This window comes from Pseudoflavonifractor sp. (assembly GCF_050943825.1).
In the GTDB taxonomy this organism is placed as follows: Bacteria; Bacillota; Clostridia; order Oscillospirales; family Oscillospiraceae; genus Pseudoflavonifractor.
Map to the genome: position 1 here is coordinate 133,775 of NZ_JBMNPX010000003.1, position 26,640 is coordinate 160,414.

At 61.7% G+C, this 26,640-nt stretch carries 24 protein-coding genes; 14 read left to right on the top strand and 10 right to left on the bottom strand.

What is annotated here, in order from left to right:
• Positions 1 to 141: 141 nt before the first annotated feature.
• Complete coding sequence (locus ACOX7T_RS04615; protein WP_433440334.1) at positions 142 to 4,335, bottom strand: serine hydrolase; 4,194 nt, start codon at positions 4,333 to 4,335, stop codon at positions 142 to 144.
• A 627-nt stretch (positions 4,336 to 4,962) separates the two neighbouring features.
• Between ACOX7T_RS04615 and ACOX7T_RS04620 the strand changes: the two genes are divergently transcribed.
• From ACOX7T_RS04620 to ACOX7T_RS04660, 9 genes are all read left to right on the top strand, one after another.
• The gene (locus tag ACOX7T_RS04620; protein WP_433440336.1) at positions 4,963 to 5,331 is read left to right on the top strand and encodes a DUF2620 domain-containing protein; all 369 of its coding nucleotides are present in this window, start codon (positions 4,963 to 4,965) and stop codon (positions 5,329 to 5,331) included.
• A 71-nt stretch (positions 5,332 to 5,402) separates the two neighbouring features.
• Positions 5,403 to 6,725, top strand: coding sequence for a YhfT family protein (locus ACOX7T_RS04625; protein WP_433440338.1), 1,323 nt, complete (start codon positions 5,403 to 5,405; stop codon positions 6,723 to 6,725).
• 187 nt (positions 6,726 to 6,912) lie between these two features.
• Positions 6,913 to 7,854 (top strand): GntR family transcriptional regulator YhfZ, encoded by a 942-nt coding sequence (gene yhfZ, locus ACOX7T_RS04630; RefSeq protein ID WP_433440340.1) that lies wholly within the window; start codon positions 6,913 to 6,915, stop codon positions 7,852 to 7,854.
• A 66-nt stretch (positions 7,855 to 7,920) separates the two neighbouring features.
• Positions 7,921 to 8,784 carry a phosphotriesterase family protein gene (locus tag ACOX7T_RS04635; protein ID WP_433440342.1) on the top strand — a complete coding sequence of 288 codons (864 nt, stop codon included), beginning with the start codon at positions 7,921 to 7,923 and terminating at the stop codon, positions 8,782 to 8,784.
• Positions 8,785 to 8,837: 53 nt separating this feature from the next.
• Positions 8,838 to 8,975, top strand: a complete 138-nt coding sequence (locus ACOX7T_RS04640) for a hypothetical protein (RefSeq protein WP_433440344.1) — start codon at positions 8,838 to 8,840, stop codon at positions 8,973 to 8,975.
• A gap of 46 nt (positions 8,976 to 9,021) precedes the next feature.
• Positions 9,022 to 10,137 (top strand): aminotransferase class V-fold PLP-dependent enzyme, encoded by a 1,116-nt coding sequence (locus ACOX7T_RS04645; RefSeq protein WP_433440346.1) that lies wholly within the window; start codon positions 9,022 to 9,024, stop codon positions 10,135 to 10,137.
• A gap of 3 nt (positions 10,138 to 10,140) precedes the next feature.
• Complete coding sequence (locus ACOX7T_RS04650) at positions 10,141 to 11,295, top strand: alanine racemase (protein WP_433440348.1); 1,155 nt, start codon at positions 10,141 to 10,143, stop codon at positions 11,293 to 11,295.
• Positions 11,296 to 11,302: 7 nt separating this feature from the next.
• Positions 11,303 to 12,523 (top strand): phosphopentomutase, encoded by a 1,221-nt coding sequence (locus tag ACOX7T_RS04655; RefSeq protein ID WP_433440350.1) that lies wholly within the window; start codon positions 11,303 to 11,305, stop codon positions 12,521 to 12,523.
• A gap of 13 nt (positions 12,524 to 12,536) precedes the next feature.
• Complete coding sequence (locus ACOX7T_RS04660) at positions 12,537 to 12,926, top strand: PRD domain-containing protein (protein ID WP_433440352.1); 390 nt, start codon at positions 12,537 to 12,539, stop codon at positions 12,924 to 12,926.
• Positions 12,927 to 13,004: 78 nt separating this feature from the next.
• Here the strand turns inward: ACOX7T_RS04660 and ACOX7T_RS04665 are convergent, their stop codons facing one another.
• From ACOX7T_RS04665 to ACOX7T_RS04690, 6 genes are all read right to left on the bottom strand, one after another.
• Positions 13,005 to 14,309, bottom strand: coding sequence for a type IV secretory system conjugative DNA transfer family protein (locus tag ACOX7T_RS04665; protein ID WP_433440354.1), 1,305 nt, complete (start codon positions 14,307 to 14,309; stop codon positions 13,005 to 13,007).
• Positions 14,310 to 14,336: 27 nt separating this feature from the next.
• A complete protein-coding gene (locus ACOX7T_RS04670; protein ID WP_433440356.1) occupies positions 14,337 to 16,196 on the bottom strand; it encodes a hypothetical protein in 1,860 nt (619 codons plus the stop codon).
• Positions 16,197 to 16,208: 12 nt separating this feature from the next.
• Positions 16,209 to 16,514 carry a hypothetical protein gene (locus ACOX7T_RS04675; RefSeq protein WP_433440358.1) on the bottom strand — a complete coding sequence of 102 codons (306 nt, stop codon included), beginning with the start codon at positions 16,512 to 16,514 and terminating at the stop codon, positions 16,209 to 16,211.
• A gap of 102 nt (positions 16,515 to 16,616) precedes the next feature.
• Positions 16,617 to 17,339 (bottom strand): zinc-ribbon domain-containing protein, encoded by a 723-nt coding sequence (locus tag ACOX7T_RS04680; RefSeq protein WP_433440360.1) that lies wholly within the window; start codon positions 17,337 to 17,339, stop codon positions 16,617 to 16,619.
• A gap of 57 nt (positions 17,340 to 17,396) precedes the next feature.
• Complete coding sequence (locus ACOX7T_RS04685) at positions 17,397 to 18,068, bottom strand: hypothetical protein (protein WP_433440362.1); 672 nt, start codon at positions 18,066 to 18,068, stop codon at positions 17,397 to 17,399.
• 203 nt (positions 18,069 to 18,271) lie between these two features.
• Complete coding sequence (locus tag ACOX7T_RS04690) at positions 18,272 to 18,724, bottom strand: low molecular weight protein-tyrosine-phosphatase (protein WP_433440364.1); 453 nt, start codon at positions 18,722 to 18,724, stop codon at positions 18,272 to 18,274.
• Between the two features lie 176 nt (positions 18,725 to 18,900).
• On the opposite strand from ACOX7T_RS04690, the gene ftsH reads away from it, so the two are divergent.
• Positions 18,901 to 20,766: an ATP-dependent zinc metalloprotease FtsH gene (gene ftsH, locus ACOX7T_RS04695; RefSeq protein ID WP_433440366.1), complete on the top strand. Its 1,866-nt coding sequence runs from the start codon at positions 18,901 to 18,903 to the stop codon at positions 20,764 to 20,766.
• Between the two features lie 68 nt (positions 20,767 to 20,834).
• Here ftsH and ACOX7T_RS04700 read toward each other — a convergent pair whose 3' ends face one another.
• Positions 20,835 to 21,671, bottom strand: a complete 837-nt coding sequence (locus ACOX7T_RS04700; protein WP_433440368.1) for a DUF4358 domain-containing protein — start codon at positions 21,669 to 21,671, stop codon at positions 20,835 to 20,837.
• 149 nt (positions 21,672 to 21,820) lie between these two features.
• Between ACOX7T_RS04700 and ACOX7T_RS04705 the strand changes: the two genes are divergently transcribed.
• The gene (locus ACOX7T_RS04705; protein WP_433440370.1) at positions 21,821 to 22,705 is read left to right on the top strand and encodes a putative ABC transporter permease; all 885 of its coding nucleotides are present in this window, start codon (positions 21,821 to 21,823) and stop codon (positions 22,703 to 22,705) included.
• Between the two features lie 53 nt (positions 22,706 to 22,758).
• Here ACOX7T_RS04705 and ybaK read toward each other — a convergent pair whose 3' ends face one another.
• Entirely contained in the window at positions 22,759 to 23,235 is a 477-nt protein-coding gene (ybaK, locus tag ACOX7T_RS04710; RefSeq protein WP_433440372.1) for a Cys-tRNA(Pro) deacylase, read from the bottom strand.
• A gap of 82 nt (positions 23,236 to 23,317) precedes the next feature.
• Between ybaK and ACOX7T_RS04715 the strand changes: the two genes are divergently transcribed.
• The 3 genes from ACOX7T_RS04715 to ACOX7T_RS04725 all read left to right on the top strand — a co-directional run bounded on the left by ACOX7T_RS04715 (position 23,318) and on the right by ACOX7T_RS04725 (position 25,837).
• On the top strand, positions 23,318 to 24,358 hold the full coding sequence (locus ACOX7T_RS04715) for a M42 family metallopeptidase (protein ID WP_433440374.1): 1,041 nt from the start codon (positions 23,318 to 23,320) through the stop codon (positions 24,356 to 24,358).
• A 350-nt stretch (positions 24,359 to 24,708) separates the two neighbouring features.
• Positions 24,709 to 25,491 carry an SDR family oxidoreductase gene (locus tag ACOX7T_RS04720; RefSeq protein ID WP_433440376.1) on the top strand — a complete coding sequence of 261 codons (783 nt, stop codon included), beginning with the start codon at positions 24,709 to 24,711 and terminating at the stop codon, positions 25,489 to 25,491.
• A 16-nt stretch (positions 25,492 to 25,507) separates the two neighbouring features.
• A complete protein-coding gene (locus ACOX7T_RS04725) occupies positions 25,508 to 25,837 on the top strand; it encodes a hypothetical protein (RefSeq protein ID WP_433440378.1) in 330 nt (109 codons plus the stop codon).
• A gap of 56 nt (positions 25,838 to 25,893) precedes the next feature.
• Here ACOX7T_RS04725 and ACOX7T_RS04730 read toward each other — a convergent pair whose 3' ends face one another.
• Positions 25,894 to 26,538 (bottom strand): DUF1847 domain-containing protein, encoded by a 645-nt coding sequence (locus ACOX7T_RS04730; protein WP_433440380.1) that lies wholly within the window; start codon positions 26,536 to 26,538, stop codon positions 25,894 to 25,896.
• Positions 26,539 to 26,640: the final 102 nt, after the last annotated feature.

Genomic DNA, 26,640 nt, shown 5'->3' on the forward strand with positions numbered 1-26,640 from the left:
ACGGTGCTTGCCGTTTTTCCATAAGAATCAGTGGCCATACTGCTGTTTTTGCCCTGAAAAAGCAGCCATGTTAAAACGGGAGGCCTCATGATCCATGAGACCTCCCGTCCGGATGAAACGATACTGGAGTTAAAAGCAGTGTTACAGGGAAATAAACCGCTGCAGCATTACAGCAACCTCAGCCCGGCTGGCATTTCCTGCAGGATTGAGGGTGCCGGAACCGGTTCCGGTAATAATACCGTTTTGAACCGCCCAGCCCATGGCATCCTGAGCCCAGCTGCTGACTGTGCTGTTATCAGGGAAGGAAGTGAGCGCTGCAGCCTCTCCGCCCTCTGCACCGGCAAAGCGGTAGAGCATGACAGCCAGCTGCTCACGGGTTACATTCGCCTCAGGGGCAGTGCCGTCCGAGATGCCTGCCTTCTTGGCCCATTCCATGCCGACAGAGTACCAGGTCTCGCCTCCAGTGGTGTCCTGGCCGCTGAGTCGGGCCAGAACTGTCATAAGCATTCCACGAGTCATGCTGCCTGCGGGGCTGAACATGCTGTCGCTGGTACCCTGGAAGAGCTCTCGGCTGGCAACAAACTGAATGGCGTCGGCCGACCAGCTTCCGCTGTCCACATCGGAGAAATGCTTGCTGTTGTCCATGATCTCCAGCTTGGCACTCTCAGTAAGCGTGACACGCAGGCCGTCTTCAGTGGCGACAGAGGTCTTGACAATTTCGCGGCTGCCGTCCTCATTTACAATGACAGCGACCTGACCGGAGGTGGGCGGCTCGGCAGTGGGGATAGTGACAGTGACCTCGTCCTTGCCGGCAGGGACAGTGACATTGCTGACAGGGGTGCCATCCTTGGGGGTAGTGGTGGTAATCACAGTGCCGTCCGGCCATGTGGTAGTCTCCGTTACGGTGCCGGTCTTTTTGTCCGTGACGATCTTGGTGGTGGACCCGTCCTCATTCTTCACGGTCTCAGTGGTGGTGGAAGAGCCGCCGCCGGGAGTGGGGACATACTCGCTCTCCCACTTGGCGTAGAGGGTGATATTGCCGGAAACTTCAGCGTTGAAGTCGTAGCGGGTGGTAAAGTCGCTGTCGGTGTACCAGCCAGCGAAGGTATAGCCGCTTCTGGTGGGGTCTTCAGGCTCAACCGCCTGCTGTCCGGGCTCCACATGCTGCAGGTCCACGGTGCTGCCGCCGTTGGAGTCAAACTTGACGGTGTAGGAGAGCATGTTGTCCCGGCCGCCGAAGTAGTCATAGATGGCATAGCTGACAGCGGGGCTGATGGCAGGATTGCTGGAGGAATTGGAGAGGGTGTTGCTGAAGGTGGGGCGGTACTGGCCGGTGGAGGAGCTGTAGCTGATGCCGGAGCCCACGTTCATCTTGTTGGTGAGGACCACCACGGTCATGTTGGTGTCCTTGTCCATCCAGACCTGGGTACCGGTGAAGCCGTCGTGGCCGAAGGTACTGCCCAGACGGATATCATTCTCCTTATCGCCCATAAAGCCCCACCAGAGCTTGAAGCCGTAGCCCTGGTCCTCTTCGGTGAGGCGGGGGGTGGTGAACTCGTCCACAACAGACTCGTCGTAGATGCGCACGCCGTTGTACACGCCGCCGTTGAGCATGAGCTGGCCCAGCACGGCCAGGTCGGAGGCGGTGGAGAACAGGCCGGCCGCACCGGAGACGCCGCCGCTGGCCAGGGCAGTGTTGCCGTCGTTGACCTCGCCGCGGAGGGTGTAGTCCCGCCAGTGGCCCAGCTCACCGGCATCCCGCTTGAGCAGACCTGCGGCGTAGTTCTCGGCAGAGCAGTCGTAGGAGAAGCCGGGCAGGTTGACCTCGTCCACCATGGCCATCTCGTACATGTCGCCCCAGGAAGTGGCGGCGCAGTCGTCCTGGGTAAAGCCGTTCTCCAGCGGCTTGAAGGTGGTGCGGGTCAAGCCCAGAGGCTGATAGATTTCGGTCTTGACGTACTCGTCAATGGTCTTTCCGGAGACAGCTTCCACGACATAAGCGAGCATACGGAAGTTGATGTCGCTGTAGGAGTACTTGCCTCTGTTCTCCTCCTCGTTTTTGCCTCCGGGATAGGTCAGAGGCAGCGTGCAGTAGTAGTCCAGCACAGCCTGTCTGTCATTCTCAAAGAGCAGGTAGTCGGGCTCCCACTGGGAGAGGCCGGAGGTGTGGGTGAGCAGCTGCTTGAGGGTGACGTTTTCCTTGCCGTTCTGGGCAAATTCGGGGATATACTTGGCCACAGTGTCGTCTACGCTGGCGATTTTACCCTCGCTGACCAGCTTCATGACAGCCTGTGTGGTGGCCATGACCTTGGTGATGGAGGCCAGGTCAAAGAGGGTGTCGGTGGTCATGGGCACGGGGTCAGCCACTCTGGTGCCGTTTTCCGGCTCAGTGGAGGCGGCCTCATTTCTGGCGGCGTTGACGGCCAGGGCGCCTTCGCTCAGGTGGGACAGGGGGCCCTCAGTGGGCGGGTCGGTCAGGTAGGAGTAGCCATAGGCCTTCTCGGCAATGATTTTGCCATCCTTGGCAACCAGCACCACAGCGCCGGGGATAGCCCGGTCGTTGAAGGAGTCGGAGATATAGGGCTCTACTACCGCGTCGATAGCGGCCTGAAGCCCCTCGTCGATTTCGTAAGTGAGATAAAGGGCATTCCACTTGGCGTAGAGGGTGATATTGCCGGAAACTTCGGTGTTGAAGTCGTAGCGGGTGGTGAAATCGCTGTCGGTGTACCAGCCAGCGAAGGTATAGCCGCTTCTGGTGGGGTCTTCAGGCTCAACCGCCTGCTGTCCGGGCTCCACATGCTGCAGGTCCACGGTGCTGCCGCCGTTGGAGTCAAACTTGACGGTGTAGGAGAGCATGTTGTCCCGGCCGCCGAAGTAGTCATAGATGGCATAGCTGACAGCGGGGCTGATGGCAGGATTGCTGGAGGAATTGGAGAGGGTGTTGCTGAAGGTGGGGCGGTACTGGCCGGTGGAGGAGCTGTAGCTGATGCCGGAGCCCACGTTCATCTTGTTGGTGAGGACCACCACGGTCATGTTGGTGTCCTTGTCCATCCAGACCTGGGTACCGGTGAAGCCGTCGTGGCCGAAGGTACTGCCCAGACGGATATCATTCTCCTTATCGCCCATAAAGCCCCACCAGAGCTTGAAGCCGTAGCCCTGGTCCTCTTCGGTGAGGCGGGGGGTGGTGAACTCGTCCACAACAGACTCGTCGTAGATGCGCACGCCGTTGTACACGCCGCCGTTGAGCATGAGCTGGCCCAGCACGGCCAGGTCGGAGGCGGTGGAGAACAGGCCGGCCGCACCGGAGACGCCGCCGCTGGCCAGGGCAGTGTTGCCGTCGTTGACCTCGCCGCGGAGGGTGTAGTCCCGCCAGTGGCCCAGCTCACCGGCATCCCGCTTGAGCAGACCTGCGGCGTAGTTCTCGGCAGAGCAGTCGTAGGAGAAGCCGGGCAGGTTGACCTCGTCCACCATGGCCATCTCGTACATGTCGCCCCAGGAAGTGGCGGCGCAGTCGTCCTGGGTAAAGCCGTTCTCCAGCGGCTTGAAGGTGGTGCGGGTCAAGCCCAGAGGCTGATAGATTTCGGTCTTGACGTACTCGTCAATGGTCTTTCCGGAGACAGCTTCCACGACATAAGCGAGCATACGGAAGTTGATGTCGCTGTAGGAGTACTTGCCTCTGTTCTCCTCCTCGTTTTTGCCTCCGGGATAGGTCAGAGGCAGCGTGCAGTAGTAGTCCAGCACAGCCTGTCTGTCATTCTCAAAGAGCAGGTAGTCGGGCTCCCACTGGGAGAGGCCGGAGGTGTGGGTGAGCAGCTGCTTGAGGGTGACGTTTTCCTTGCCGTTCTGGGCAAATTCGGGGATATACTTGGCCACAGTGTCGTCTACGCTGGCGATTTTACCCTCGCTGACCAGCTTCATGACAGCCTGTGTGGTGGCCATGACCTTGGTGATGGAGGCCAGGTCAAAGAGGGTGTCGGTGGTCATGGGCACGGGGTCAGCCACTCTGGTGCCGTTTTCCGGCTCAGTGGAGGCGGCCTCATTTCTGGCGGCGTTGACGGCCAGGGCGCCTTCGCTCAGGTGGGACAGGGGGCCCTCAGTGGGCGGGTCGGTCAGGTAGGAGTAGCCATAGGCCTTCTCGGCAATGATTTTGCCATCCTTGGCAACCAGCACCACAGCGCCGGGGATAGCCCGGGCGTTGAAGGAGTCGGAGATATAGGGCTCCACTACCGCGTCGATAGCGGCCTGAAGACCCTCGTCGATTTCGCGAGTGAGGGGCCCGCCTGCTGACTGAGCCTGTACAGCTGAAGCGGGGACCGCCGGGACCATTGACAGCATAAGAGCTGCCGCGAGCAAAGTACTGATCCATTTTTTGCGCATATAAAATCCCCTTCCATTCTATTCCCGTTAAAATGGCATATTTCTGCAAGAATTTCTAAGATACGACAGAACACCTCCCCAAAAGGTAGCTTTAAAATAACGAGCCGCTTGTTGCGGCATCGTCTGTCAGCCCGGGGTCGCATTTAAATCCATGTATGCCTCCTTCCGTCTGTCTTTCTGGGAAATCAAGCTGCGGCCCTGGGAAAGTGAGCGTTATTCTGGATTGAAAATACAATTTTTTGTACTCTCGGAGGGATAACCATATTGTATGCTCTAAATGTAAAAAAGTCAAGCAAGATAAAACCGAATTTTATATAAATTGAAAGCTCGAATAAAAATTAAAAAATAGAAGTGCAGAAAATTTTGGAAGCGACATGGCAAAAAAGAATAAGTTGAGACAAAATTACGTAAAAATTCCTCAATAGACTAGAATTTTATAAAATTTTTACACACAATTCGCACCTGCTGTCACTTTGAACAAAAAAATGAGAGGGCGGGTTGACTTTTCTGATATTATGGCGTACAATATAGTCATCGAATGTACAAAATATTGTATATTCAGAATGTGACAAGGAGGTCCACAACATGATTTCCATCGTAGTGGGCGGGCAGATGGACAAGCAGTCCATTGCCAAACAGGTGGAGCAGCTGGGGCAGGGAAAGGTCACCGTCTCCGTGAAGAGTGACCTGGACGGAGCTCTGGCCATCCAGACCGGACAGGCGCAGTACTATGTGGGCGCCTGCAACACAGGAGCCGGCGGCGCACTGGGCCTGGCCGTGGGGCTGCTTGGTCCCAAGCTGTGCGTCTCCATCAGCACGCCGGGCAAGGTCATGACCGAAGAGGAGATCCGTGCCCAGGTCCAGGAGGGCAAGCGCGCCTTCGGAATGGTGGTTGGCAACGTGGAGCGCCAGCTGCCCGTCCTCATGGACGCCATTCTCAAAGCGAATTCCTGAATCCCCTCGCGCAGTGTGTAAGAGAAGCAGAAAGAGAAGCAAATGTGTGATCGTGATAAGGAGAGAACGTCATGGTATTTGAAATTAATGCGCTGACGATTACCGTCATGGCCTTGTTGGGCGCTGTGTGTGCCTATCTGGCCAACCAGAACATCGCCGTCTTCAACGACGGTATGCGGCCTGTGTACCCCCAGTACTTCAACGGCACCATGGACCGCAAGAGCCTCTTTGCCACCAGCTTTGCCCTTTCCTTCGGACTGGTCATCGGCTTCGGCCTGCCCACGTCCATTGCCGGCGGCATCATCATCGTGCACACCATCATGCTGGCCTGCGACATCATCGGCGCGGCCTTCTCCGACAAGGGCGTCTATAAGTGGGTCTCCGCTCTGGTGGGCGCCGTGTTCGGTGTCATCCTCATGTTCGGCATGCAGGGCATCATCAATATCTTCGCCCTCATGCCCATCGACTTCCTGGGCAACCTGTCCACCGTGGGCGACCTGATCATCGTCACCTTCTGTGTGTTCCCCGCCATGGCCGTGGCCTATCAGTCCGGCTTCTGGACCGGTATCGTGGTCTTTGCCCTGACCATGCTGGTCAAGCAGATCACCGTGGTCTTCGGCACCTTTACCATTGGTGATGTGACCGTCACCCTGAACGCCGACGGCATGGCCCTGCTGTTCTCCATCCTCGCCATGGTTGTCTGCGCCATGATGCACAGCAAGAAGGTGGAGGGCAGCGCCGCTGCCGCCTTCTCCGCTTTCGGCGACAACATCAAGAAGATTCAGAAGAACATCATTTTCCTGGCCCTGGCCGGCGGCATCGTGGCCCTGGCCACCACCCTGATGCTCATCGCTGAGGGCCCCGCTTCCCTGACCCTCACCGCTCAGGGTAATTACAGCGAGGCTGCCATTGTGTCCCTGGGCCGCTGCCTGGGCTTCATCCCCCTGGTCATGACCACCGCCATTATCTCCGGCGTGTACAGCCCCGCCGGTACCAAGGCCCTGCACGTGCCCGCCATCCTCTTCATCAATATGGGCATTGTGGGCCTGGTGGGCTCCTTTGTGGTGGGCGCCCTCATCATGGTCATCGAGGTTCTCCTCCTGGGCTTCATCGCCAAGGGCCTGGACAAGTTCCCCGGCATGAAGGAGATGGGCGACAACACCCGTACCGCCATGAGCAAGGTCCTGGATCTGGCCCTCCTGCTGGGCGGCTGCCTGGCGGCCAACGCCATCGCTCCCTCCCTGGGCTACATCTGGATCTTCGGCCTGTACTTCCTCAACCAGTCCGCCAAGAAGCCCGTGCCCACCATGGCCATCGGCCCCATCGGCGCCATCCTGCTGGGCATCATCGTAAATATTCTCCATGTAATCGGACTTTTCCCGGTGGCTGCGTAATTAGCTAATATTTGACAAGAGTCCACACCGGTGTTAATCTCGGTGTGGGCTCTTATCAAAAAAAGCACTTTAACCGCCTGAAAAAGGGCGATCGTGGGGACAGCGCGGAAAGCTGCTTTCTCCATACATGACCGGCCCCAGGCCGGGAGGGGAAAGTGCGGCAGAGCCCCAGTTAGGGGGAAATGCAATGAAACGGACAGAAAGCACGCAGGTCAGGGACCTGCTGATGAAAAAATCCGGCCAGGCGGTGTCCTTTTTGGCAGGCGGCCTGCTGGAAATTGAGGTCGGAGAACGGATTCCCACCTTTTCTCAGTTTGCCGAGGGCCGGGAGTTTTCCCGGGGAACCCTCCAGAACGCCATGGCGGCGCTGGAGAAGATGGGGGCCGTGTCCCTGGAAAAGCACGGGCACATGGGTACCATCCTGACCATGAAAAAGACGGAACTGCTCCTGGAGTGCCTGGGCGTGCGCTATGTGTCCGGCATTATGCCCCTTCCCTATACAAAGTGTTACGAGGGACTGGCCACGGGGCTGTTCAACACCATCACCGAGCGCAGCAGCATGTCTGTGGACATCGCGTACATGCGCGGCTCGGAAAAGCGTATCCAGGCCGTGATTGCCGGGCGGTACGACTTTGCCGTCACCTCCCGCCTGTCGGCCAAAAAGGCCCTGGAGCAGGGCATGGAGATAGAACTCCTGCGGGACTTCGGCCCTGAGAGCTATCTGAAGGGCCAGAGCCTGATTTTCCGGGACAAGGACGCCACGGAGATCACCCCCGGCATGCGGGTGGGCGTGGACGACACCTCCCTGGACCACATTGAACTGACCGACACCCTGGTGGGGGACACCCCCGTCCAACGGGTGCACATCAATTACAGCCAGATTTTCAACCTTTTGGAGCAGGGCGAGATTGACGCGGCGGTGTGGAACCTGGACACCGTGCTGGAGCACCGCCCCAACCTGAACTACCGGCGGCTGGACTTCGTCAACAACGACGAGAACACCGCCGTGCTGGTGGTGAGCTCCCAGCGCCCCGCCATCCGCGCGGTGCTGGACGAGTATCTGGACGTGGACACCATTCTGGAGCAGCAGCGCCAGGTGGTGGCTCACGAGCGGTACCCCAACTACTGAGCAGGCACTCCGGCGGCGGGGATGCTGCGTCCAGGGTCTGGCTGTGCGGATTCTGAGGTGATCTGCTTGAAGAATACGATCTATGCCCACGAGCATCTGACCATCGATCTGTCCGGCGTGAAGGGCGACGCCGACTGCCGAATGGACGACCGGGACCTGGTGCTGGGCGAGATGAAGCGGCTGGCCGCCGCAGGCGCGGCGGCTGTGGTAGACCAGACCTGCCGCGGCATGGGCCGCAATCCTGACTATACCCAGGGCGTGGCCGACGAGGCGGGCCTGCGGGTCATCCACAGCACGGGCTATTATAAGGAGCCCTTCCTCCCGAAGGAGTGCTACTCCATGTCCAGGGAGGATATGGCCGCCCTGTTTGTGAAAGAGCTGACCCAGGGTATGGAGGGTACGTCGCTGAAGGCGGGACTCATCGGTGAGATCGGCACCGGCAAGGGGCAGATTGCCCCCATAGAGCGCCAGATCTTTGAGGCCGCGTCCATGGCCCACCGGGAGACGGGCGCGCCCATCTGCACCCACACCACGCTGGGTACCCTGGGCCTGGAGCAGCTGGAGATTTTCCGCGCCTACGGCGTGGACCTGTCCAGAGTGGTGCTGAGCCACATCGACCTCTCGGGGGATGTGGACTACATGCTCCGCCTGCTGGACAGCGGGGTCAACATCGCCTTTGACACGGTGGGCAAGAACAACTACCAGCCCGACCAGGGCCGCATGGACTGGCTGACCGCCCTGTGTGAGCGGGGCTACCAGTCCCAGATTGTTCTGTCCATGGATCTGACCCGCGTCTCCAACGTGAAGCAGCTGGGCTACGACTATCTGCTCACCAATTTTGTACCTGCCCTCCTGGCCCGTGGGTTCCGCCAGACCTGGCTTGATGCCCTGCTGGTGGAGAATCCCCGCCGTATCTACGCCATATCATAATGCGTACCGAACAAGGCCAAATGGCCTTGTTCTGGTGCAGGGGATTGGACCAAATGGTCCACCCCCTGCACCTTCCGCTGATGCATTTCAATGCACCAGCGGACTACGCATTGCGGCAATGGCTGAATTTCATAAAAGCGGCTCCTTTGCGCCGTTTTTATGAAATCGCGCGGCTGCCGCCGCGCGAATAAACCGATTTGCGGTTTATTCAGCAGACATTATCATAAGGAGTTGCCTATGGAAGTCACGACTTATCCCCTCCACTCCATTTCCCTGGAGGAGGCGAAGGCCCTTCAATTTAAAATTATAGATGTTATCACCCGCCACTTTGACGGCCGGGAGGTTCTCTCCCTGGGCGACCTGGGCGTGGTGCCCGGACTCAACAAGCCCACCACCACAAAGAAGGTGGAGGAGGTCATTGCCGAGGTCTTCGGCGCCGAGCGTGCCCAGCTGGTCTGGGGCTCGGGCACCGGCGCCCTCCGCTGGGCCCTCATGTCCACCGTAAAGCCCGGGGACGCCATCCTGGTCCACGAGGCGCCCATCTACCCCACCACCCAGGCGTCGGTGGAGAGCATGAGCCTGCGGTCCATCCGCGCCGACTACAACGACCCGGCCTCCATTGCCGCCGTCATTGCCGCCCATAAGGACGAGATCAAGGGCGTGCTGGTGCAGCACACCCGGCAGAAAATTGACGACCGCTATGACCTGGAGACCGTCATCACCCAGATTAAGTCCCTCCTGCCCGACGTGCCCGTGGTCACCGACGACAACTACGCCGCCCTGAAGGTGAAGAAGATTGGCTGCCAGGCAGGCGCCGATCTGGCCTCCTTCTCCTGCTTCAAGACCCTGGGTCCCGAGGGCGTGGGCGTGGTCATCGGCAAAAAGAAGTATGTGGACCGGGTGGAGAAATGCCAGTACTCCGGCGGCAGCCAGATCCAGGGCTATCAGGCCATGGCGGTGCTGCGGGGCCTCATCTACGCCCCCGTGGCCCTGGCCGTCCAGTCCGAAGTCAATGAGGAGCTGGTGGTCCGGCTCAACGCCGGCGAGGTGCCCGGCGTCAAGCGGGCCTTCCTGGCCAACGCCCAGAGCAAGGTGCTGCTGGTGGAGTTCGACACCGACTGCGCCGCCCAGGTGCTGAAGGTGACCCCCAGCCTGGGCGCCGCCTCCCACCCCGTGGGCTGCGAGTCCATCTATGAGTTCGCACCCATGATTTACCGCGTCAGCGGCACCTTCCGGGCCCAGGACCCCACTCTGGAGCACCGTATGATCCGCATCAACCCCCTGCGCAGCGGCGCGGACACTGTCATCCGCATCCTGAGGGAGGCGCTGGCACAGGTCGGGAAGGAGGATTAACGGATGTTTCTCCAAAAGGCTCTGGAAAACAACCGGCCCCTGGTGGATTTCGCCTTCTCTGCCCACCGCCGGGGTGAGCTGCTGCCCAACACCTATCTGCTGGACATGGACGCCCTCACCGCTAACGCCCGGATGATGCTGGACGCGGCGGGCAAAAACGGCGTGTCCCTCTACTTTATGCTCAAACAGCTGGGGAGCAATCCGGAGGTGGCCCGCAGGCTGACCGACCTGGGCTTCTCCGGCGCGGTGGCCGTGGAGGCCCGGGAGGCCCTGTGCTACAAGCAGCACGGCATCCCTCTGGGCAATATCGGCCATCTGGTCCAGATTCCCGACGGCGCCCTCCCCACCCTGCTGGACGCCCGGCCCCAGATCATCACCATCTACTCCGTGGACAAGGCCCGGACCATCTCCGCCCTGGCAGCAGAGCGGGGCATGGTGCAGGATGTCATGCTCCGTGTGGTGGGCAAGGAGGATATGCTCTACTCCGGCCAGCTGGCGGGCTTCCCCCTGGAGGACCTGGCCGCCGCCGCGGAGGAGCTGGCCAAGCTGCCCAACATCCGCCTGGCGGGTGTGTGCGCCTTCCCCTGCTTCCTCTATGACGAGGCCGCGCAGGACATTGCCCCCACCCCCAACGCCGGCACCGTCGTCAAGGCGGCGGAGCTGCTGCGGGGCATGGGCTTCCCCATTGAGCAGGTGAACGTGCCCTCCACCTCCTGCGCCCGCTCCATCCCCATGGTGGCGGCCGCCGGCGGCACCCACGCCGAGCCGGGTCACGGCCTGACCGGCACCACCCCCTGGCATCTCACCCACTCCGGGGAGCAGCTGGCCCTGGTCTACCTGTCCGAGGTGTCCCACAACTTTGACGGCAAGGGCTACTGCTACGGCGGCGGCCACTACCGCCGGGGCCACATGTCGGGCGCCCTGGTGGGCCGCTCCGGAGAGCAGGCCGAGCTGATGGGGGTGGAGGCCCCCACCATGGACAGTATTGACTACCACTTTACCCTGGAGCGCCCCTGCCGGGTAGGCGATGCGGTGGTAATGTCCTTCCGCACCCAGATCTTTGTTACCCGCAGCGATATGGCCCTTGTGGAGGGCCTCTCCACCGGCACGCCCAGAATTACCGCTGTCTACGACGCGCTGGGCAACAGAAAGGTGTAACCAAGCTATGGGAAGATTTATTGTCATTGTTCTGGACGGCTTTGGGGCTGGCTGCATGGAGGATGTACCCCAGGTCCGTCCGGCGGATATGGGGGCCCACACCTGGAAGCACATCGCCCAGGCAACCCCCGGCCTGCGCCTGCCCAACCTGGAGGCGCTGGGACTGATGAACATTGCGGACTTTGAGACGGACACCATGCACAAAAGCCCCGCCGCCACCTGGTCCCGTGCCGCCCTCACCCACTTTGGGGCGGACACCTTCTGGGGACACCAGGAGATTATGGGTACCCGCCCCCGCAAGCCCAGAGAGGAGCCCTTCGCCATCCGCCTGGAGGCCGCAAAGGCCGCCCTGGAGGAGGCCGGGTTCCAGGTTCAGGTCCACACCGGACCCCAGGGCGGACGGCTCCTGGTGGTCAACGGCGCGGTGACCGTGGCCGACAACATTGAGTGCGACCCCGGCCAGGCGGTGAACGTGACCGCCGCCATTGACGACATCCCTTTTGAGGATGTGCTGAAGATCGGACGGGTGGTCCGGGGACAGGTCTTTGTCTCCCGGGTCATCACCTTCGGCGGCCGGGGGGTACACCTGCCCAACCTGCTCGCCGCCATTGAGGAGAACCCGGAGGCCGGGCTCATCGGCGTCAACGCCCCCGCCTCCGGCGTCTACAACGACGACTACCACTGCGTCCACATGGGCTACGGTGTGGACCCCGCCACCCAGGTGGCCACCATCCTGCCCCAAAACGGCACCGACGTGTTCCTGGTGGGCAAGGTGGCCGACATTGTGGAGAACCCCCAGCCCGGACACAGCTTTTCCATCGTGCCCACCCCCGAGGTGATGGAAAAGACCCTGCAGCTCATCCGGGACAACCCCAACGCCTTTATCTGCACCAATGTGCAGGAGACCGACCTGTGCGGCCACCGGGAGAATGTGGGCGAATACGTCCGCATCCTGCGGGAGGCCGACGCAGGCCTGACACCCATTCTGGAGGCTCTGGCGCCGGAGGACATTCTGGTGGTCATGGCTGACCACGGCAACGACCCCACCATCGGCCATCCCCACCACACCCGGGAGTATGTGCCTCTCATGGTGCGGGGCGGACAGGTCCGCCCCGGCCCCTTCCCTGTCCGCGGTACCCTCTCCGACGTGGGCGCCACCGTAGCCGACTATTTCCACGCCCCGGCGCCGGAAAACGGGAAGAGCTTCCTGGGGGAAATTCTGAAATAAGGAGCCCGTTTCTATGGATGCTTTGGATCAGCGCCTTCAGATTCTGCACCAGGCCGGCATGCTGTCCGACCAGCACGCAAAGGATGCCGCCCTCCTGCGGGAGTTTTTCTCCAAGCGGTACGGCATTACCCTCACCGAGGAGAATGCCGGAGCCTTTTTCACCCACTTCTGCATGGCCCTCCACCGGCTGGAGACCGACGAGCGGATTGACCCGGTAGACGAGGTGATTCAGGACGAGATTCAGGATGAAGCCGACTATGACAACGCCTGCTTTGTGGCCGACGAGATACAGCAGTCCGTGGTGGCCCTCCCTGACTGGGAGCGGGGCTACATCCTGGTGCACCTCATTGTACTCCTGGGGAAGGTCCGGGAGGCGTACGACAAAGAGATTCTGGGGGAGTAACCCCCGGCAGAACAACAGCGCGGCCCCCGCACCGGTCTGACCGGTGCGGGGGCCGCTGGTTTGTAAAAGGGGCTGATATTATCCGTACCGCTTGAACTGGAAGCGGAAGGGCTGGCAGCCCGGCGCGCCGATGATGGCCTGGCCCACGGGCAGGTTGGTGATGTCCTCGTCCTCCACCACAAAGCCCTCCCGGATCTGCTCGGACACGCCCCGGTTCTGGATGGCGGAGAGGTAGGTCTGGAGCTTGATGTTCCGGCCGAACAGGCCCTTGATGTACTCTCGGGAGCCGGCGTCGTTGACCCGGAAGGCCAGGGTGGTGCCGAAGCCGGAGAGGATGCTGCGGGCCAGGTTCTGGCCGTAGGCGGCGGCGATCTGGTCGATGTTCTGGATGCCCACAAAGAATTTGGCGCCCAGGCTGCGCCCGAAGTTGACGCCATCGTCAATGTGCTCCAGGTGGGGCAGGAGGCGAAACTCGTCGATGAAGAAGTAGACGCTGCCCTCGTTGGAGGTGCGGCACAGGGCCTCCTTCACCGCCAGGTCGATGAGCAGCCGGTATACCGGCGTCAGCATGGCGCCGATGCCCAGGTCGTACTCCACGAAGATGACCCGGCCGCCCTTCTGCCGCACCAGCTGCCGCATGGACAGGCCGCCCTTTTTGCGGAAGTTGCCCACAAAAATCTCGCGCACCATCTGCTGCAGCTCGGCCACCACGCCCAGGGTCTGGCCCGACTTCTCGTCCTCGATGTAGGAGGTCATGGCCTTCAGGTCCTGGTGGGACTGGAGGATGCGCTTCATGGCGGGCACGGAGAAGGTGTCAAACAGGGAGCGGAGTGCCTGGTTATTGCGGGAGGAGGCGAACTGGTCGGACCGGACCATGTGGAGCAGCAGGGCGGAGAACAGGTCCTTGGCTGCGTTGGGAAAAAAGGGCTGGGTGGTGTGGGCCAGCTTTTCGGAGAAGAAGCTCTTGGCAATCTCCAGAATGTTCTCCTCCACACGGTCGTCAATGGTCACCTCACCGAACAGGTTCCAGTAGTCGGGACCGCTGCCGCCGTCGGCCCGGCTGTCGTTGCTGATGACCACGTCCCCGGGCTGGTAGAACTCCCGGTAGAAGTCGCCCTTGGTGTCGAAGATGATGACCACGTCCCGGTCGGTCAGGCTGCTGCGTACATTGCGGATGAGGAAGTTGAAGGCGTTGGATTTGCCCGTGCCGATGCCGCCCAGCAGCAGCAGGTGCCGGGAGAGCATCTGCTCCCCCACCGGGATGCGCATGGGCTCTCCCAGGGCGTTGTGGCCCATGAGAAAGAAGTGGGGGTCCTTCTCCTGGTACTGGCAGGTATCAAACAGCCGGTTGCCGGAGAATACCTCCTGAGAATAGGTCTGCATGACCAAAAACCTCCTTCTGATGAAAAATTAATAGGAGTACCCCTGGGACTGGTCCTCCTCCTCGCCGGAGCTCTGCTCCTCTCCGGCGGAGCTGTCCTGACCCTGGTCGGCGGAGACATCCTCCCCGGCGGCCTGGTCCATGGAGAGGTCGTCGCTCTGAGCCTGCTCCTCCTGGGGCGTCTGCTCAGCAGCCTGGTCCATGGAGAGGTCATCGGTCTGAGCCTGCTCCTCTTGGGGCGTCTGCTCAGCAGCCTGGTCCATGGAGAGGTCATCGGTCTGGGCCTGCTCCTCTTGGGGCGTCTGCTCGGCGGCCTGGTCCATGGAGAGGTCGTCGGTCTGGGACTGTTCCTCCTGGGGAGCTTGCTCTTGTTCCTCGGCCTGAGTCTGTTCTTGGCTCTCGCCCTGAACTTGCTCCTGGTTTTCGCCCTGAACTTGCTCCTGGCTTTCGCTCTGGGCTTGCTCCTGGCTTTCCCTCTGAGTCTGTTCCTGGCTCTCGCCCTGAACTTGCTCCTGGTTTTCGTCCTGAGCCTGCTCCTGGTTTTCGCCCTGAGCCTGCTCCTGGTTTTCGTCCTGAGCCTGCTCCTGGTTTTCGTTCTGAGCCTGCTCCTGGCTCTCGCCCTGAGCCTGCTCCTGGCTCTCGTCCTGAGCCTGCTCCTGGCTCTCGCCCTGAGCCTGCTCTTGGCTCTCGTCCTGAGCCTGCTCCTGGCTCTCGCCCTGAACTTGCTCCTGGTTCTCGTCCTGAGCCTGCTCCTGGTTTTCATCCTGGGCCTGCTCCTGGCTCTCGTCCTGAGCCTGCTCCTGGTTTTCGCCCTGAGCCTGCTCCTGGTTTTCATCCTGGGCCTGCTCCTGGCTCTCGTCCTGAGCCTGCTCCTGGTTTTCGTCCTGAGCCTGCTCCTGGTTTTCGCCCTGAGCTTGCTCCTGGTTTTCGGCCTGAGTCTGTTCCTGCTGGGCATCCTGCCTCAGCTGTCCGTCCGGAGCCTGCGCAGCCTGGACGGCTGCCGCCTGCGCCATATCAGGCGGGGCCTGACCCTGCTGGACGCCCTGTGCCTGGGGCTGGGGGGCGTTGGCGGCGGTCTGGCTCTGGCCGGTGAAGTCATACTTTATGCCCTGCTGCTGGCAGGCGGTCTCCATCTCCTTCTCCATGGTCTGGAGCACCTGGGGGTCCCGGCGCTGCTCCCGGGCCAGGGCGGCATTGTAAGAGCTGGCCAGCGCGTTGTTTTCATACTCGGCCTTGGGCAGCTCCGGCTCGGGGCCGTTACGGGCCTCAATGCCCTGGAAGGCCTGGGTAGTGGAGCTGTACCCGTACTGCCAGGCGTCCCGCTCCTGGGGCTGGATGAGATATTTGTCCCCGTTGCCGTAGTACTTGCCCTCGTTGAGGGCCCACTCCCGCAGTTGGGTCTTGTCGGCGTGGACCTCCGGATGCTCCAGGGCATAGCTCTGATAAGCGTGGTAGCCCTCGTGGGCTACGGTGTCGAAAATCTGCATGTTGGCGTCGGGCATGGGTTGGGCATTGGGATTGCTGGACAGGGTACCGCTTTTCAGCAGGTTTTCATTGAGGCGGATGGTGTCCCGTCCCGCATTCCAGCCGCCGAAGCAGCCGTCCCGCAGGGAGGTGACCTCCACGGTCTTGGCCGGACGGCCCTGCTGATAGGCAAAGTCGTTCTCCAGAGCCTGGACCGCCTGGCATTTGGTGTCGTAGTCCAGGGAATTCCAGGTCCTGGAGGAAAAGAGGTCGTGGAGCTGGGCCCGGTTGGCGGAGAGCTGCTCCGGGGTGGCGTTAAGCATGCTGGCGCGGTCAAAGGAGGAGAAGAGCTGCTGGTATTGGTCTGCCTGGGCCTGTTCCGCCTGGGTCTGTTCCCGGCGGAAGAGATTGGAAAACCATCCCATGGCACACCTCCGTCAGCGGAGGCGGTCCCGGCGGGTGCAGCGGGCCAGCAGGGTCAGCCCGTCGGAGGGGCTGCGCTCCAGCACATAGAGCAGCTCCAGGGCCTGGGGGGCGGTGGCGCCGGTGGCCTCCATGACCTCCTCCAGAGAGCAGCCGCCCCCCTGGGGATTGGGCAGGGGACGGTTCTCCACCCAGGCCTCAGCGGCCTCGCGGAGGGGGGCGGGGTATTCGTTCTGGATGCGCCAGGCCCAGGCCCAGCCCTGGGCGGGGGCGGCCAACTCACGGGTGATCAGCTGGGCGGCAAGGGAAGAGAGCAGCATAATGATTACCTCCTGTTAAAAAATCTGGATATATAACAAAGCGGGCGGCCGCGGCACTGCGCGGCCGCCCGTCAGGCCGGAGCGGAAGGGGCTGGGGAGCGGTTACTTGCTCCACTTCTCGATGGCGTGGTCGCCCAGGGTCTGGAGGTCCTGCACCAGGGCGCCCAGCTCGTTGAGCATGCGGTCGGTGTCGGCGGTGGGGGCGCTGACCAGGGAGTAGAGGGCGCCGTTGCCGGCCAGGGAGCGGGCGCCCGCGCCGATGCTGATGGGCGAGCCGTTGGCCTTGGAGGAGAAGATGGACAGGAAGAAGCTCTTCTGGAAGGAGAGGGCGATCAGGACCACGCCCAGGAGGATGCCCAGCAGGCCCACGGGCATCATATCACCGTCGCCTGCGATCATGAACAGGCTGCCCAGGAACAGGATGATGCCCAGAAGGAGGGTGAGGCTGTTGACATTCAGGCCGTAGTAGCAGTCCAGGCCGGAGACAGAGTCCAGCACAACCTCCTTGGCGATGCGGCTGGTGGCCGCCTTGCCCTGGAAGAGGACGCGCTTGTTGGTGACGGTCAGGTAGCCCACACAGCGGGGCTGCTTGACGTTGCTGCACTGGTACTGCCGCACGATTTTCTCGTTCTCGGCCAGCACCAGGTTGTCCACCCGGCCGCCCGGGGCGGGACGGTAGGACGGGGCGCTCTGGCGGGCATAGCTGTTGGACTGCTGGTCGTGGACGGGGGCCTGGGGCTGGGCGGCGGACACAGACGCGCCGCAGGCGGGGCACTTGGCAGCGCCGTCAGGGATGCGGCTGCCGCATTCTTCACAAAAAGCCATAGTAAGAATCCTCCCTTTTCTTTTTATACAAGAGATAACGTTGGCCGGATGAGATTGTCACACCTGGATCTGTTTTTTTACCACGGCCAGGGCGGCGCACAGACAGCACCAGCACAGGGCCAGCTGGGGCAGGAAGGGCAGGCCGGTGAAGGTCTCCACCAGCATAATGAGAGCCAGCGCACCGGCGCCGCCCAGGCAGAACAGGCGGAGCAGGTTGTCCCTGACCGCCAGACCCAGGCCCAGCATCAGGAGAAACAGACAGGGCCGCAGGTAGCTGAAGGGGAAGTAGTGCTGTACCAGCACGCCCAGCACATTGAGCACGCCGGTAAGCCCCAGCAGGGCGGACACGCAGCCGGCCAGCAGTCCGCAGCCCGCCGCCGTGCCCTTTTTCACCAGCCCGACAGCGGTCAGACCCACGGCGATGCAGCCGATCAGATCCAGCCAGGAGAGGGCCAGATACAGGCCGTAGGAGATGCCGTCAGCCAGGGAGAAGAAAGCCCGCAGCAGACAGACCAGGGCCAGCAGGGCAAAGCCCGCCGCCGGAGCGATGCGGAAGGGGTCCCCGGAGGAGAAGAGGGCCTTCAGCTCGCCCGACAGCTCGGAGAAAAAGGCGGCTCCGCCGGACGCGGGAGCAGCAGGGGGCGTGAAATGGTCCTCTGCCGGTCCGTCGCAGACAGGGCAGCGGCCGTTTTCCAGGGGCCGCCCGCAATTTCTGCAGAAATTTGCCATAAAACCAACTCCTTTGCAGTAAATCCCACACACAGGATGATTTATCACATTTTAGCACCGGAAAAAGTACGGCGCAACCAAATATGTAAACACAAGGAAAAATAAATCGAAAGCGGAAGAAAAAATACACGCCTGCGGAAACGGCAGAAAAACCGTATAAAAAAGTTTCCTCCGGCCCCAAAGGGCCGGAGGAAAGGGAATGATTATCCGGTGTACCGGGCCAGAAGGGCAGTGCAGCCCTCCAGAATGTCGTCCCTGGTCACGTCAAAGTTGCCGGTGTACCAGGGGTCGGCAATGTCCCGGGGATGATCGGTCAGGTCCAGCAGGCGGCACACCTTGCCCTCCGGGTCGCCCCCCAGAATGCGCAGCATGTTGCGCACATTGGCGCTGTCCATCCCCAGCAGCAGGTCGTATTTGCCGTAGTCCCGGGCGGTGAGCTGGACGGCCCGCTTGCCCGCCGGGTCGATGCCGTACCGGGCGAGCACCCGCCGGGTGCCGGGGTGGACGCCGTTGCCTATCTCCTCCCGGCTGGTGGCGGCGGAGGCCACGAAAAATTCCGACCCTCTCCCCTGCTCCTCTGCCATATGGCGGAAGAGAAATTCCGCCATGGGGGAACGGCAGATATTGCCGTGACATACAAAAAGTATTTTGGTCATGCTTGACACCTCACGCGGGGCGCCGGAGGCCTGCTGCGGCGCTCTTTTGCCCAAAGTGGAAATATTGTAACACAAAAAACGGGGATTGTTCACACTTTTTTATTGAATTGAGGAGATAAAAATAGTATTTTATTTCGCGTAAGAATATATTCCATGCAAATTAAGGAGTGAGCGCAATGCAGGAAGTGAAGGACACCAAGCCCACACCCCCGAAAAAACCCCTGATATTCTACTATCTCATTGCCATGGTGGTGGTCATGCTGCTCAACGCCCTGCTCTTCCCCTCGGTCATGGAGAAGCAGGTGGTGGAGGTCAGCTATGACCAGTTCCTCACCATGGTGGATGAGGGACAGGTCAGCCAGGTGGCCTGGGAAAAGGAAGAGGAACAGATTGTCTTTATTGCCCAGGGCGACGACGGCCGGGAGGGCTATTACAGGACCGGCGTCTGGCCCGACGACGGCCAGCGGCTGCTTGAGCAGCTGCGCAGCGACCCGGATATCCAGTTCGCTGCCTCCATCCCCACCCAGGCCTCCCCCCTGCTCAGCTTTGTGGTCACCTGGGTGCTGCCCATTCTGTTCTTTATCGCCATCGGCGAGCTGCTCTCCAAGTGGATGGTCAAGCGGATGGGCGGCGGCATGGGCAACGCCATGACCTTCGGCAAGTCGGGCGCCAAAATCTACGTGGAGGAGAAGGCCACCGGCGTCACCTTTGCCGACGTGGCCGGTCAGGACGAGGCCAAGGAGTCCCTGATGGAGGTGGTGGACTTCCTCCACGAGCCGGAGAAGTACGCCGCCATCGGCGCCAAGCTGCCCAAGGGCGTGCTGCTGGTGGGCCCTCCGGGTACCGGTAAGACCCTGCTGGCCAAGGCCGTGGCCGGTGAGGCCAAAGTGCCCTTCTTCTCCATCTCCGGCTCGGAGTTTGTGGAGATGTTCGTGGGCATGGGCGCGGCCAAGGTGCGGGACCTGTTCAAGCAGGCCAACGAGAAGGCCCCCTGTATTGTGTTCATCGACGAGATTGACGCCATCGGCAAGAAGCGTGACGGCGCCGGTGTGGGCGGCAACGACGAGCGGGAGCAGACCCTGAACCAGCTGCTGGCCGAGATGGACGGCTTTGACGGCCGGAAGGGCGTGGTGCTGCTGGCGGCCACCAACCGGCCCGAGTCTCTTGACCCGGCCCTGCTGCGGCCCGGCCGGTTTGACCGGCGGGTGAGAGTGGAGCTGCCCGACCTCCAGGGCCGTATCGCCATCCTGAAGGTCCACGGCAGGGACGTCCATCTGGACGCCGACGTGGACTGGGACGCCATCGCCCGGGCCACCGCGGGCGCTTCGGGCGCTGAGCTGGCCAACATCGTCAACGAGGGCGCCCTGCGGGCGGTGCGCATGGGCCGCAGGACCGTGACCCAGGCCGACCTGGAGGAGAGCGTGGAGACCGTCATTGCGGGCGCACAGCGGAAGAACGCGGTTATCTCCCCCGAGGAGAAGAAGATTGTGGCCTACCACGAGATTGGCCACGCCCTGGTGGCCGCCCTCCAGACCCACTCGGCCCCGGTGACCAAGATCACCATTATCCCCCGCACCTCCGGCGCGCTGGGCTACACCATGCAGGTGGAGCAGGGGGAGAAGGCCCTCATGAGCCGCACCGAGCTGACCAACAAGATTGCCACCCTCACCGGCGGCCGCGCCGCCGAGGAGCTGGTCTTCGGGCCGGACAACATGACCACCGGCGCGTCCAACGACATCGAGCAGGCCACCAAGCTGTCCCGGGCCATGGTGACCCGGTACGGCATGACCGACGAGTTTGACATGGTGGCCCTGGAGACGGTGCAGAACCAGTACCTGGGGGGCGACACCTCTCTGGCCTGCGCGGCGGACACCGCCTCCCGGGTGGACGCCCTGGTGGTGGAGACGGTGAAGAACGCCCACGACAAGGCCCGCCGTCTGCTCAGGGAGCACGAGGACCAGCTCCACAAGCTGGCCGCCTACCTGCTGGAGAAGGAGACCATCACCGGCGAGGAGTTTATGGCGCTGCTCAGCGAGAAGTAAAAAACAGCAAAAAAATGCCCCCGCCGGTGTTGATAACCGGCGGGGGCAGAGTCAGGAGAGGAGAGAAATCAGGCGTTCTGGGCGGCCACGAAGGTGTGGAAGGCCTCCTCGGCGGCGTCGGGGTCCTCAGCGATGACGAAGAGGATGTAGTCGCCGTCCACCACGGTGCGGGCGTTCTGCACCTTGGGCAGGTTCTGGCTCAGGTACCAGGAGAAGGTGTCCTCCTGGTTCTGACGGTAGGTCTCAAAGGCGGCCTTCACGGCCTCCACATCGGCGCCCCCGGCCAGCTTGCCCAGGATGATGGTGTCGGGAGAGGTGATCATGGGGAAGAAGGCCACGGCCTCCTCCAGTGCGCCCTCGGGCACGCCGTAGTTCTCCACCAGCACGTCCATGCCGGTCTTCATACCCATGGTCACGCCGGCGGCCTCACGGATGGCGTAGGCGCCCTGGACGAAGGGATCGCCGTTGGGGGTGGTGATGGTGAGGGAGCCGTCCTCGGCCTCGGTCACGTCGTAGCCCTCAAAGAGCTCCAGCACGCTGGCGGACAGGAAGGTCACGCCGTCCACAACCTCAGCCTTGCCCTTCACCAGCTCGTCGCCCACGGTGACGCTGTTGTCGGCGAAGTTGATGGTGATGTTGCCGCCGTCCAGGTAGAACCAGCCGGTGTTGTCCTCGGGGAACCAGCTGGCGGAGCCGTAGTCGTTCTCGGCCACCAGGCGCATGGGGATCAGGCCCTCGCCGTCCACGGCGGGGATGGCGCTGGTGTCCAGCTCCTTGCCGTTGAGGGTGATGGCGGTGTCATAGCCCACCTTGGCGGAGATGGGAACGACCTCCACGGCCAGAGCGGGCAGGGTCATGGATGCGGTGAGGGCCAGGGACAGGCCCAGAGCGGCAGCTTTTTTCATTCTCGTAATGCTCCTTTGCGTTGTTATCAGGGACGCGCCGTCCCGTTTCACAGCCATATAGACGAAGAAAAAAACCAAAGGTTCCCGAAAAAGGAAAATCGGGCGAAAAAATTTTTGCCGGGCGGTGCCCCGGGGAAAGTAGGAACAATATGTCCTGGGACATCTGCTATGAATACATATGGTACTTTTTCCTCTACGCCTTCCTGGGCTGGTGCTGCGAGGTGTGCTTTGCGGCGGGCAAGTCGGGGAAATTTGTCAACCGGGGCTTCCTCAACGGCCCCCTCTGTCCCATCTACGGCTTCGGCGTGGTGCTGGTGGTGGGCCTGCTTACGCCGGTGAAGGAGAATGTATTCCTTCTCTTTTTGTGCTCGGTGCTCCTCACCACCGCCCTGGAGTGGCTCACCGGCTTTGTGCTGGAGAAGGCCTTTCACCAGAAGTGGTGGGACTACTCCAGAATGCCCTTTAACCTGAACGGATACGTATGCCTCCTCTTCTCCCTCATGTGGGGCCTGGCCTGCCTGTTGATTATGGACGTCATCCACCCCATGGTGGCGGGCTTTGTGGCTGCCATCCCCCACACCCTGGGGGTGGTGCTGCTGGCGGTGTTCACCGTCCTGGCCCTGGCCGACCTGGCGGCCACCGTGGCCACGGTGGTGGGCCTGAACAAGCGCCTGCGGCAGCTGGAGGAGCTGGCCGCCAAAATCCACGAGGTGTCGGACAGCCTGGGCGAGCGGCTGGCAGACACCACCCTGGCCGTCTCCGAGAAGGGGGAGGCCCTGAAGGAGTCCGCCGGAGAGCGCCGGGCCCAGCGGGAGGAGGAGCAGGCTAAGCTGCGCACTGCCCGGGAGGAGGCCCTCCGCCGCCGGGAGGCCGCGCTGGCCGAGCTGCGCTCCGCCAACGAAGCCCTGCTGTCCACCTACCGCTTCGGCCAAAAGCGCCTGCTCAAGGCCTTCCCCGACATGAAGTCGGTCCGCCACAGCGAGGCTCTGGAGCAGATCAAGGCCCGGCTGACCGCCCGGAAGAACGAAAAATGACAAAAGGAGGCCTGCGGCACAGCCGCAGGCCTCCTTTTTCGGGCAAAATACGCTCAGCCGCTGATGGGGGCAAACCGGGCCCGTACCAGGCCCGCCAGGTCAGCGGGAGAGAGCTCCACCTGGAAGCCGATCTTTCCCGCGCTGACCACCATGGTCTCCAGGCCCTGGGCGCTGTCGTCAATGACGGTCTTGAGCTGCTTCTTCATGCCCACCGGGGAGCAGCCGCCGTGGACATAGCCGGTCAGAGGCAGCAGCTCGGCCTGGTGGATCATCTCAATGGACTTCTCCCCCACCGCCTTGGCCGCCGCCTTCAGGTTCAGGGACTTCATCACCGGCACCACAAACACATAGTTCTGCTTGCTGGCGCCCCGGGTCACCAGGGTCTTGAAGGCCCGCTCCGGCTCCACGCCGATGAGAGCCGCTACATTGGGGCCGTCCACTGCGCCGCCGGAGTAGGGGTAGGTGTGGGGGGTGTAGCGGATCTTCTTCTGGTCCAGAACCCGCATCACATTGGTCTTTTCTTCTGCCATGGAACGTCGCCTCACTTGAAATTTCCGCGTCTTAACGCTATGCTGTACTGGTAAGAATATCACAGCAGAGGAGCTGATTTCAATGGATATTTCCGCATATCAGAGTCAGTTGATGAAAAACGCACAGGAGCTGTTGTGCATTGACAGCCCCAGCGGCTTCACCCAGGCCGCGGCCGCCTTCCTGTCCGGCTTTGCCGCCCGGCTGGGCTATGAGACCGAGATGACCAACAAGGGCAACGTGATTGTCCACATTCCCGGCCGGGAAAGTGGAAAAAAGGTGACCCTCTGCGCCCACGTGGACACTCTGGGCCTGATGGTCCGGTCCATCACCGCCGACGGCCAGCTGAAGATTACCCGGGTGGGCGGCCCCATCCTTCCTACCCTGGACGGCGAGTACTGCACCATCCGTACCCGGGACGGCCGCAGCTATACCGGCACCATCCTCTCCCTCTCCCCCGCCTCCCACGTCTATGACGACGCCGCCACCCGCCCCCGCGACGAGGACGGTCTGGCCGTGCGCATTGACGAGGTGGTCAAGTCCAGGGAGGACGTGGAGGCTCTGGGCATCCGGGCCGGGGACTATGTCTGCATTGACCCCAAGACCGTGGTGACCGGCAGCGGCTTCCTCAAGTCCCGCTTTATCGACGACAAGGGCTCCGCCGCCTGTCTGCTCACCCTGATGCAGGTACTCAGCGACAAGGGCCTGAAGCCCATGTATGACACCCGACTCATCTTCTCCGTCCACGAGGAGGTGGGCCACGGCGGCGCCACCATCCCCCGCGACCTGGATGAGCTGCTCATCGTGGACATGGGCTGTGTGGGCCTGGACCTGACCTGCACCGAGTACCAGGTGTCCATCTGCGCCAAGGACAGCGGCGGGCCCTACGACTACGGCATGACCACCCGGCTGATGAATCTGGCCCGGGACAACGGGCTGGACTACGCCGTGGATATCTACCCCCATTACAGCTCGGATGCCACCGTGGCCTGGCGTGCGGGCGCCGACGTGCGTGCTGCCCTCATCGGCCCCGGCGTCCACGCCTCCCACGGCATGGAGCGCACGCATTGGGAAGGTATGAAGAACACCATGGCCCTGTGTCTGCTGTATCTGGAGGCAGAGTAAGCACTGGTGGGTGTGCGGCCTTACAGGCCATCAATCGTACTATGATTCAGCGTCCCCCTGGGACCCGCAAAACGGGTCCCAGGGGGACGCTGTTTTTGCCCGCAGTCAGGCGCTCCGGACCCCGCCCGCGGCCCTGCTTTTTCGTTTGTGAAATATCTATCACATATATCACTTTTTTGTTTTAAATTGTCTAATTTTTCTCAATTATAAGTTAAAAAATAAACTTATTGAACAGGTGTTGACTTTTTCTGAAAGACATGTATACTCAAATCAAGAACAGGTGGAAGGATTTTCATATAAAACCATCCACCCACCGAACCGGCAAAATATGAAAGAGTGAGGCGTTGAACATGGGTATTTACGTGGTAACCGGCGGCTCCAGCGGTATCGGAGCCCAGATCGTGTCCAAGCTGAAGGAGCAGGGACACGAGACCGTCAACATCGACCTGAAGGACGGCGACATCTCCGCCAACCTGGCCACCAAGGAGGGCCGGGACTCCGCCCTGCGGGAGCTGTACGACCGCTACCCCGACGGCATTGACGCCATGATCTGCAACGCAGGCGTGTCTGCCGCCAGCGGCAACATCCCCCTCATCATCTCCCTGAACTACTTCGGCGCCACCGCCATGGCCTCCGGCGCCCTGGAGCTGCTCCAGAAGAAGCGCGGCTCCTGCGTGGTCACCTCCTCCAACACCCTGGCCCAGGGCGCCGCCCGCATGGACGTGGTCGGTATGCTGAACAACCAGGCTGACGAGGAGCGCATCCTGGCCCTGGTAAAGGACTACGACCCCAAGACCGCCCACTCCTTCTACGCCGCCACCAAGTACGCCCTGGCCCGCTGGGCCCGCCGCATGAGCGCCGACTGGGGTGCCCACGGCGTGCGCATCAACGCGGTGGCGCCCGGCAACGTGCGCACCGCCATGACCGCCAAGCTGACGCCCCAGCACATGGTGGCGGTGGAGGCCCTGCCCGTGCCCATTAACTACGGCACCAACGACCCGCTGATGAGCCCCGAGGACATCGCCAACGCCATCATCTTCCTCTCCTCGCCTCTGGCCCACGGCATCAACGGCGTGGTGCTCTTTGTGGACGGCGGCACCGACGCGCTGCTCAATTCCGAAAAGGTCTATTAAGAGGGGGTTTACTGATATGCTGATTGCGGATTTCATCCACGCCATGGAGAAAAAGGACTACAAGGCCATGTCCCAGTGCTTTGCCAGCCAGTGCCGGCTGTTTGACTACTGCACGCCCGAGGGTACGCCCAACTTCTTCGTCTACGGCCGCCGTGCCATGGACATGTTCTACCACAACAAGTTCATTCTGGGCGGTCTGTCCGTGTCCAGCCCCCGCATCGTGGACGAGCGCACCGTCAACTTCTACATCAACTACGGCGGCATCATCAACCACGCCGTGGCCAACATCGAGAGCTACGACTCCTCCACCGGCCTCATCAAGGAGCTGGTCATCCGGCCCGCATAAAACCGAAGATACAGAAAACCCCCGCTCCGGAGCTTCCGGAGCGGGGGTTCTGTCGTTTACTCCTTTTCAGGGCCGTAGAGGCTCTTGTAGTAGGACTCCGCCGTGTACAGTGCGGCGGCGGGGTTGTGGCCGGTGACCCGGTCCTTGGTCACCAGGGTGGTGCACAGGGCGTCGGAGTACTTGTAGAACAGGCTGTCGTGGCCCACGCACAGGCCCACCACAATGTTCAGCTCCGTGCCCTGCCTGTTGAGCAGCTTGGCCTGGAGAATGGGGTTGCACATGTTGGCGCCGATGGACTCGCACTTGGGGTCAATGCCCACCGCCGTCTTGCGCACTGCGCCCGCCTTGCAGGCCGCGCCGTACACCTCAAAGCCGTGGCTGCGGAGGATTTTCGCGGCAATCCGGGCCTCGTGGAGCAGGCCCACACAGGTGGCGATGCCCAGCTTGTGATAGCCCATCCGCTTGGCAAACTCCACAATCTCCTGGATGCGGGTCCAGTGGCAGTAGCCCTCATACTCCACGTCGGCCGCCGTGGTCATGACCTTGTGGTTGACCTCTTCGTGGTAGGCCTCCATGGCCTCGTCCATGGCCTGCTGATCCATGTGCTCGGTCAGGCAGAAGGGGGGGCGCCCCTCCGGGGTCTGACGCTTGCAGCCCGCCACACCGCAGTCGGCGCAGGAGCGAATAATTTCCTTTTCCATTGCGCAGCACTCCTCTCAAAATTCTCCGTAAACTCAATTCAGGAGATATAAAATCAGGCAAAAGATTTACACTTTCCCATGTTTTCTGTATAATATATTTGA

Coding starts and splice junctions, on each gene's coding strand:
- ACOX7T_RS04675 (WP_433440358.1), bottom strand. CDS start 16,514: ATGCTGCTCTCTTCCCTTGCCGCCCAGCTGATCACCCGTGAGTTGGCC.
- ACOX7T_RS04640 (WP_433440344.1), top strand. CDS start 8,838: ATGGTCCACCCCCTGCACCTTCCGCTGATGCATTTCAATGCACCAGCG.
- yhfZ (WP_433440340.1), top strand. CDS start 6,913: ATGAAACGGACAGAAAGCACGCAGGTCAGGGACCTGCTGATGAAAAAA.
- ybaK (WP_433440372.1), bottom strand. CDS start 23,235: ATGGCAGAAGAAAAGACCAATGTGATGCGGGTTCTGGACCAGAAGAAG.
- ACOX7T_RS04685 (WP_433440362.1), bottom strand. CDS start 18,068: ATGGCAAATTTCTGCAGAAATTGCGGGCGGCCCCTGGAAAACGGCCGC.
- ACOX7T_RS04620 (WP_433440336.1), top strand. CDS start 4,963: ATGATTTCCATCGTAGTGGGCGGGCAGATGGACAAGCAGTCCATTGCC.
- ACOX7T_RS04720 (WP_433440376.1), top strand. CDS start 24,709: ATGGGTATTTACGTGGTAACCGGCGGCTCCAGCGGTATCGGAGCCCAG.
- ACOX7T_RS04715 (WP_433440374.1), top strand. CDS start 23,318: ATGGATATTTCCGCATATCAGAGTCAGTTGATGAAAAACGCACAGGAG.
- ACOX7T_RS04690 (WP_433440364.1), bottom strand. CDS start 18,724: ATGACCAAAATACTTTTTGTATGTCACGGCAATATCTGCCGTTCCCCC.
- ACOX7T_RS04615 (WP_433440334.1), bottom strand. CDS start 4,335: ATGCTGTCAATGGTCCCGGCGGTCCCCGCTTCAGCTGTACAGGCTCAG.
- ACOX7T_RS04730 (WP_433440380.1), bottom strand. CDS start 26,538: ATGGAAAAGGAAATTATTCGCTCCTGCGCCGACTGCGGTGTGGCGGGC.
- ACOX7T_RS04625 (WP_433440338.1), top strand. CDS start 5,403: ATGGTATTTGAAATTAATGCGCTGACGATTACCGTCATGGCCTTGTTG.
- ACOX7T_RS04660 (WP_433440352.1), top strand. CDS start 12,537: ATGGATGCTTTGGATCAGCGCCTTCAGATTCTGCACCAGGCCGGCATG.
- ACOX7T_RS04670 (WP_433440356.1), bottom strand. CDS start 16,196: ATGGGATGGTTTTCCAATCTCTTCCGCCGGGAACAGACCCAGGCGGAA.
- ACOX7T_RS04655 (WP_433440350.1), top strand. CDS start 11,303: ATGGGAAGATTTATTGTCATTGTTCTGGACGGCTTTGGGGCTGGCTGC.
- ACOX7T_RS04665 (WP_433440354.1), bottom strand. CDS start 14,309: ATGCAGACCTATTCTCAGGAGGTATTCTCCGGCAACCGGCTGTTTGAT.
- ACOX7T_RS04645 (WP_433440346.1), top strand. CDS start 9,022: ATGGAAGTCACGACTTATCCCCTCCACTCCATTTCCCTGGAGGAGGCG.
- ACOX7T_RS04705 (WP_433440370.1), top strand. CDS start 21,821: ATGTCCTGGGACATCTGCTATGAATACATATGGTACTTTTTCCTCTAC.
- ACOX7T_RS04650 (WP_433440348.1), top strand. CDS start 10,141: ATGTTTCTCCAAAAGGCTCTGGAAAACAACCGGCCCCTGGTGGATTTC.
- ftsH (WP_433440366.1), top strand. CDS start 18,901: ATGCAGGAAGTGAAGGACACCAAGCCCACACCCCCGAAAAAACCCCTG.
- ACOX7T_RS04700 (WP_433440368.1), bottom strand. CDS start 21,671: ATGAAAAAAGCTGCCGCTCTGGGCCTGTCCCTGGCCCTCACCGCATCC.
- ACOX7T_RS04725 (WP_433440378.1), top strand. CDS start 25,508: ATGCTGATTGCGGATTTCATCCACGCCATGGAGAAAAAGGACTACAAG.
- ACOX7T_RS04680 (WP_433440360.1), bottom strand. CDS start 17,339: ATGGCTTTTTGTGAAGAATGCGGCAGCCGCATCCCTGACGGCGCTGCC.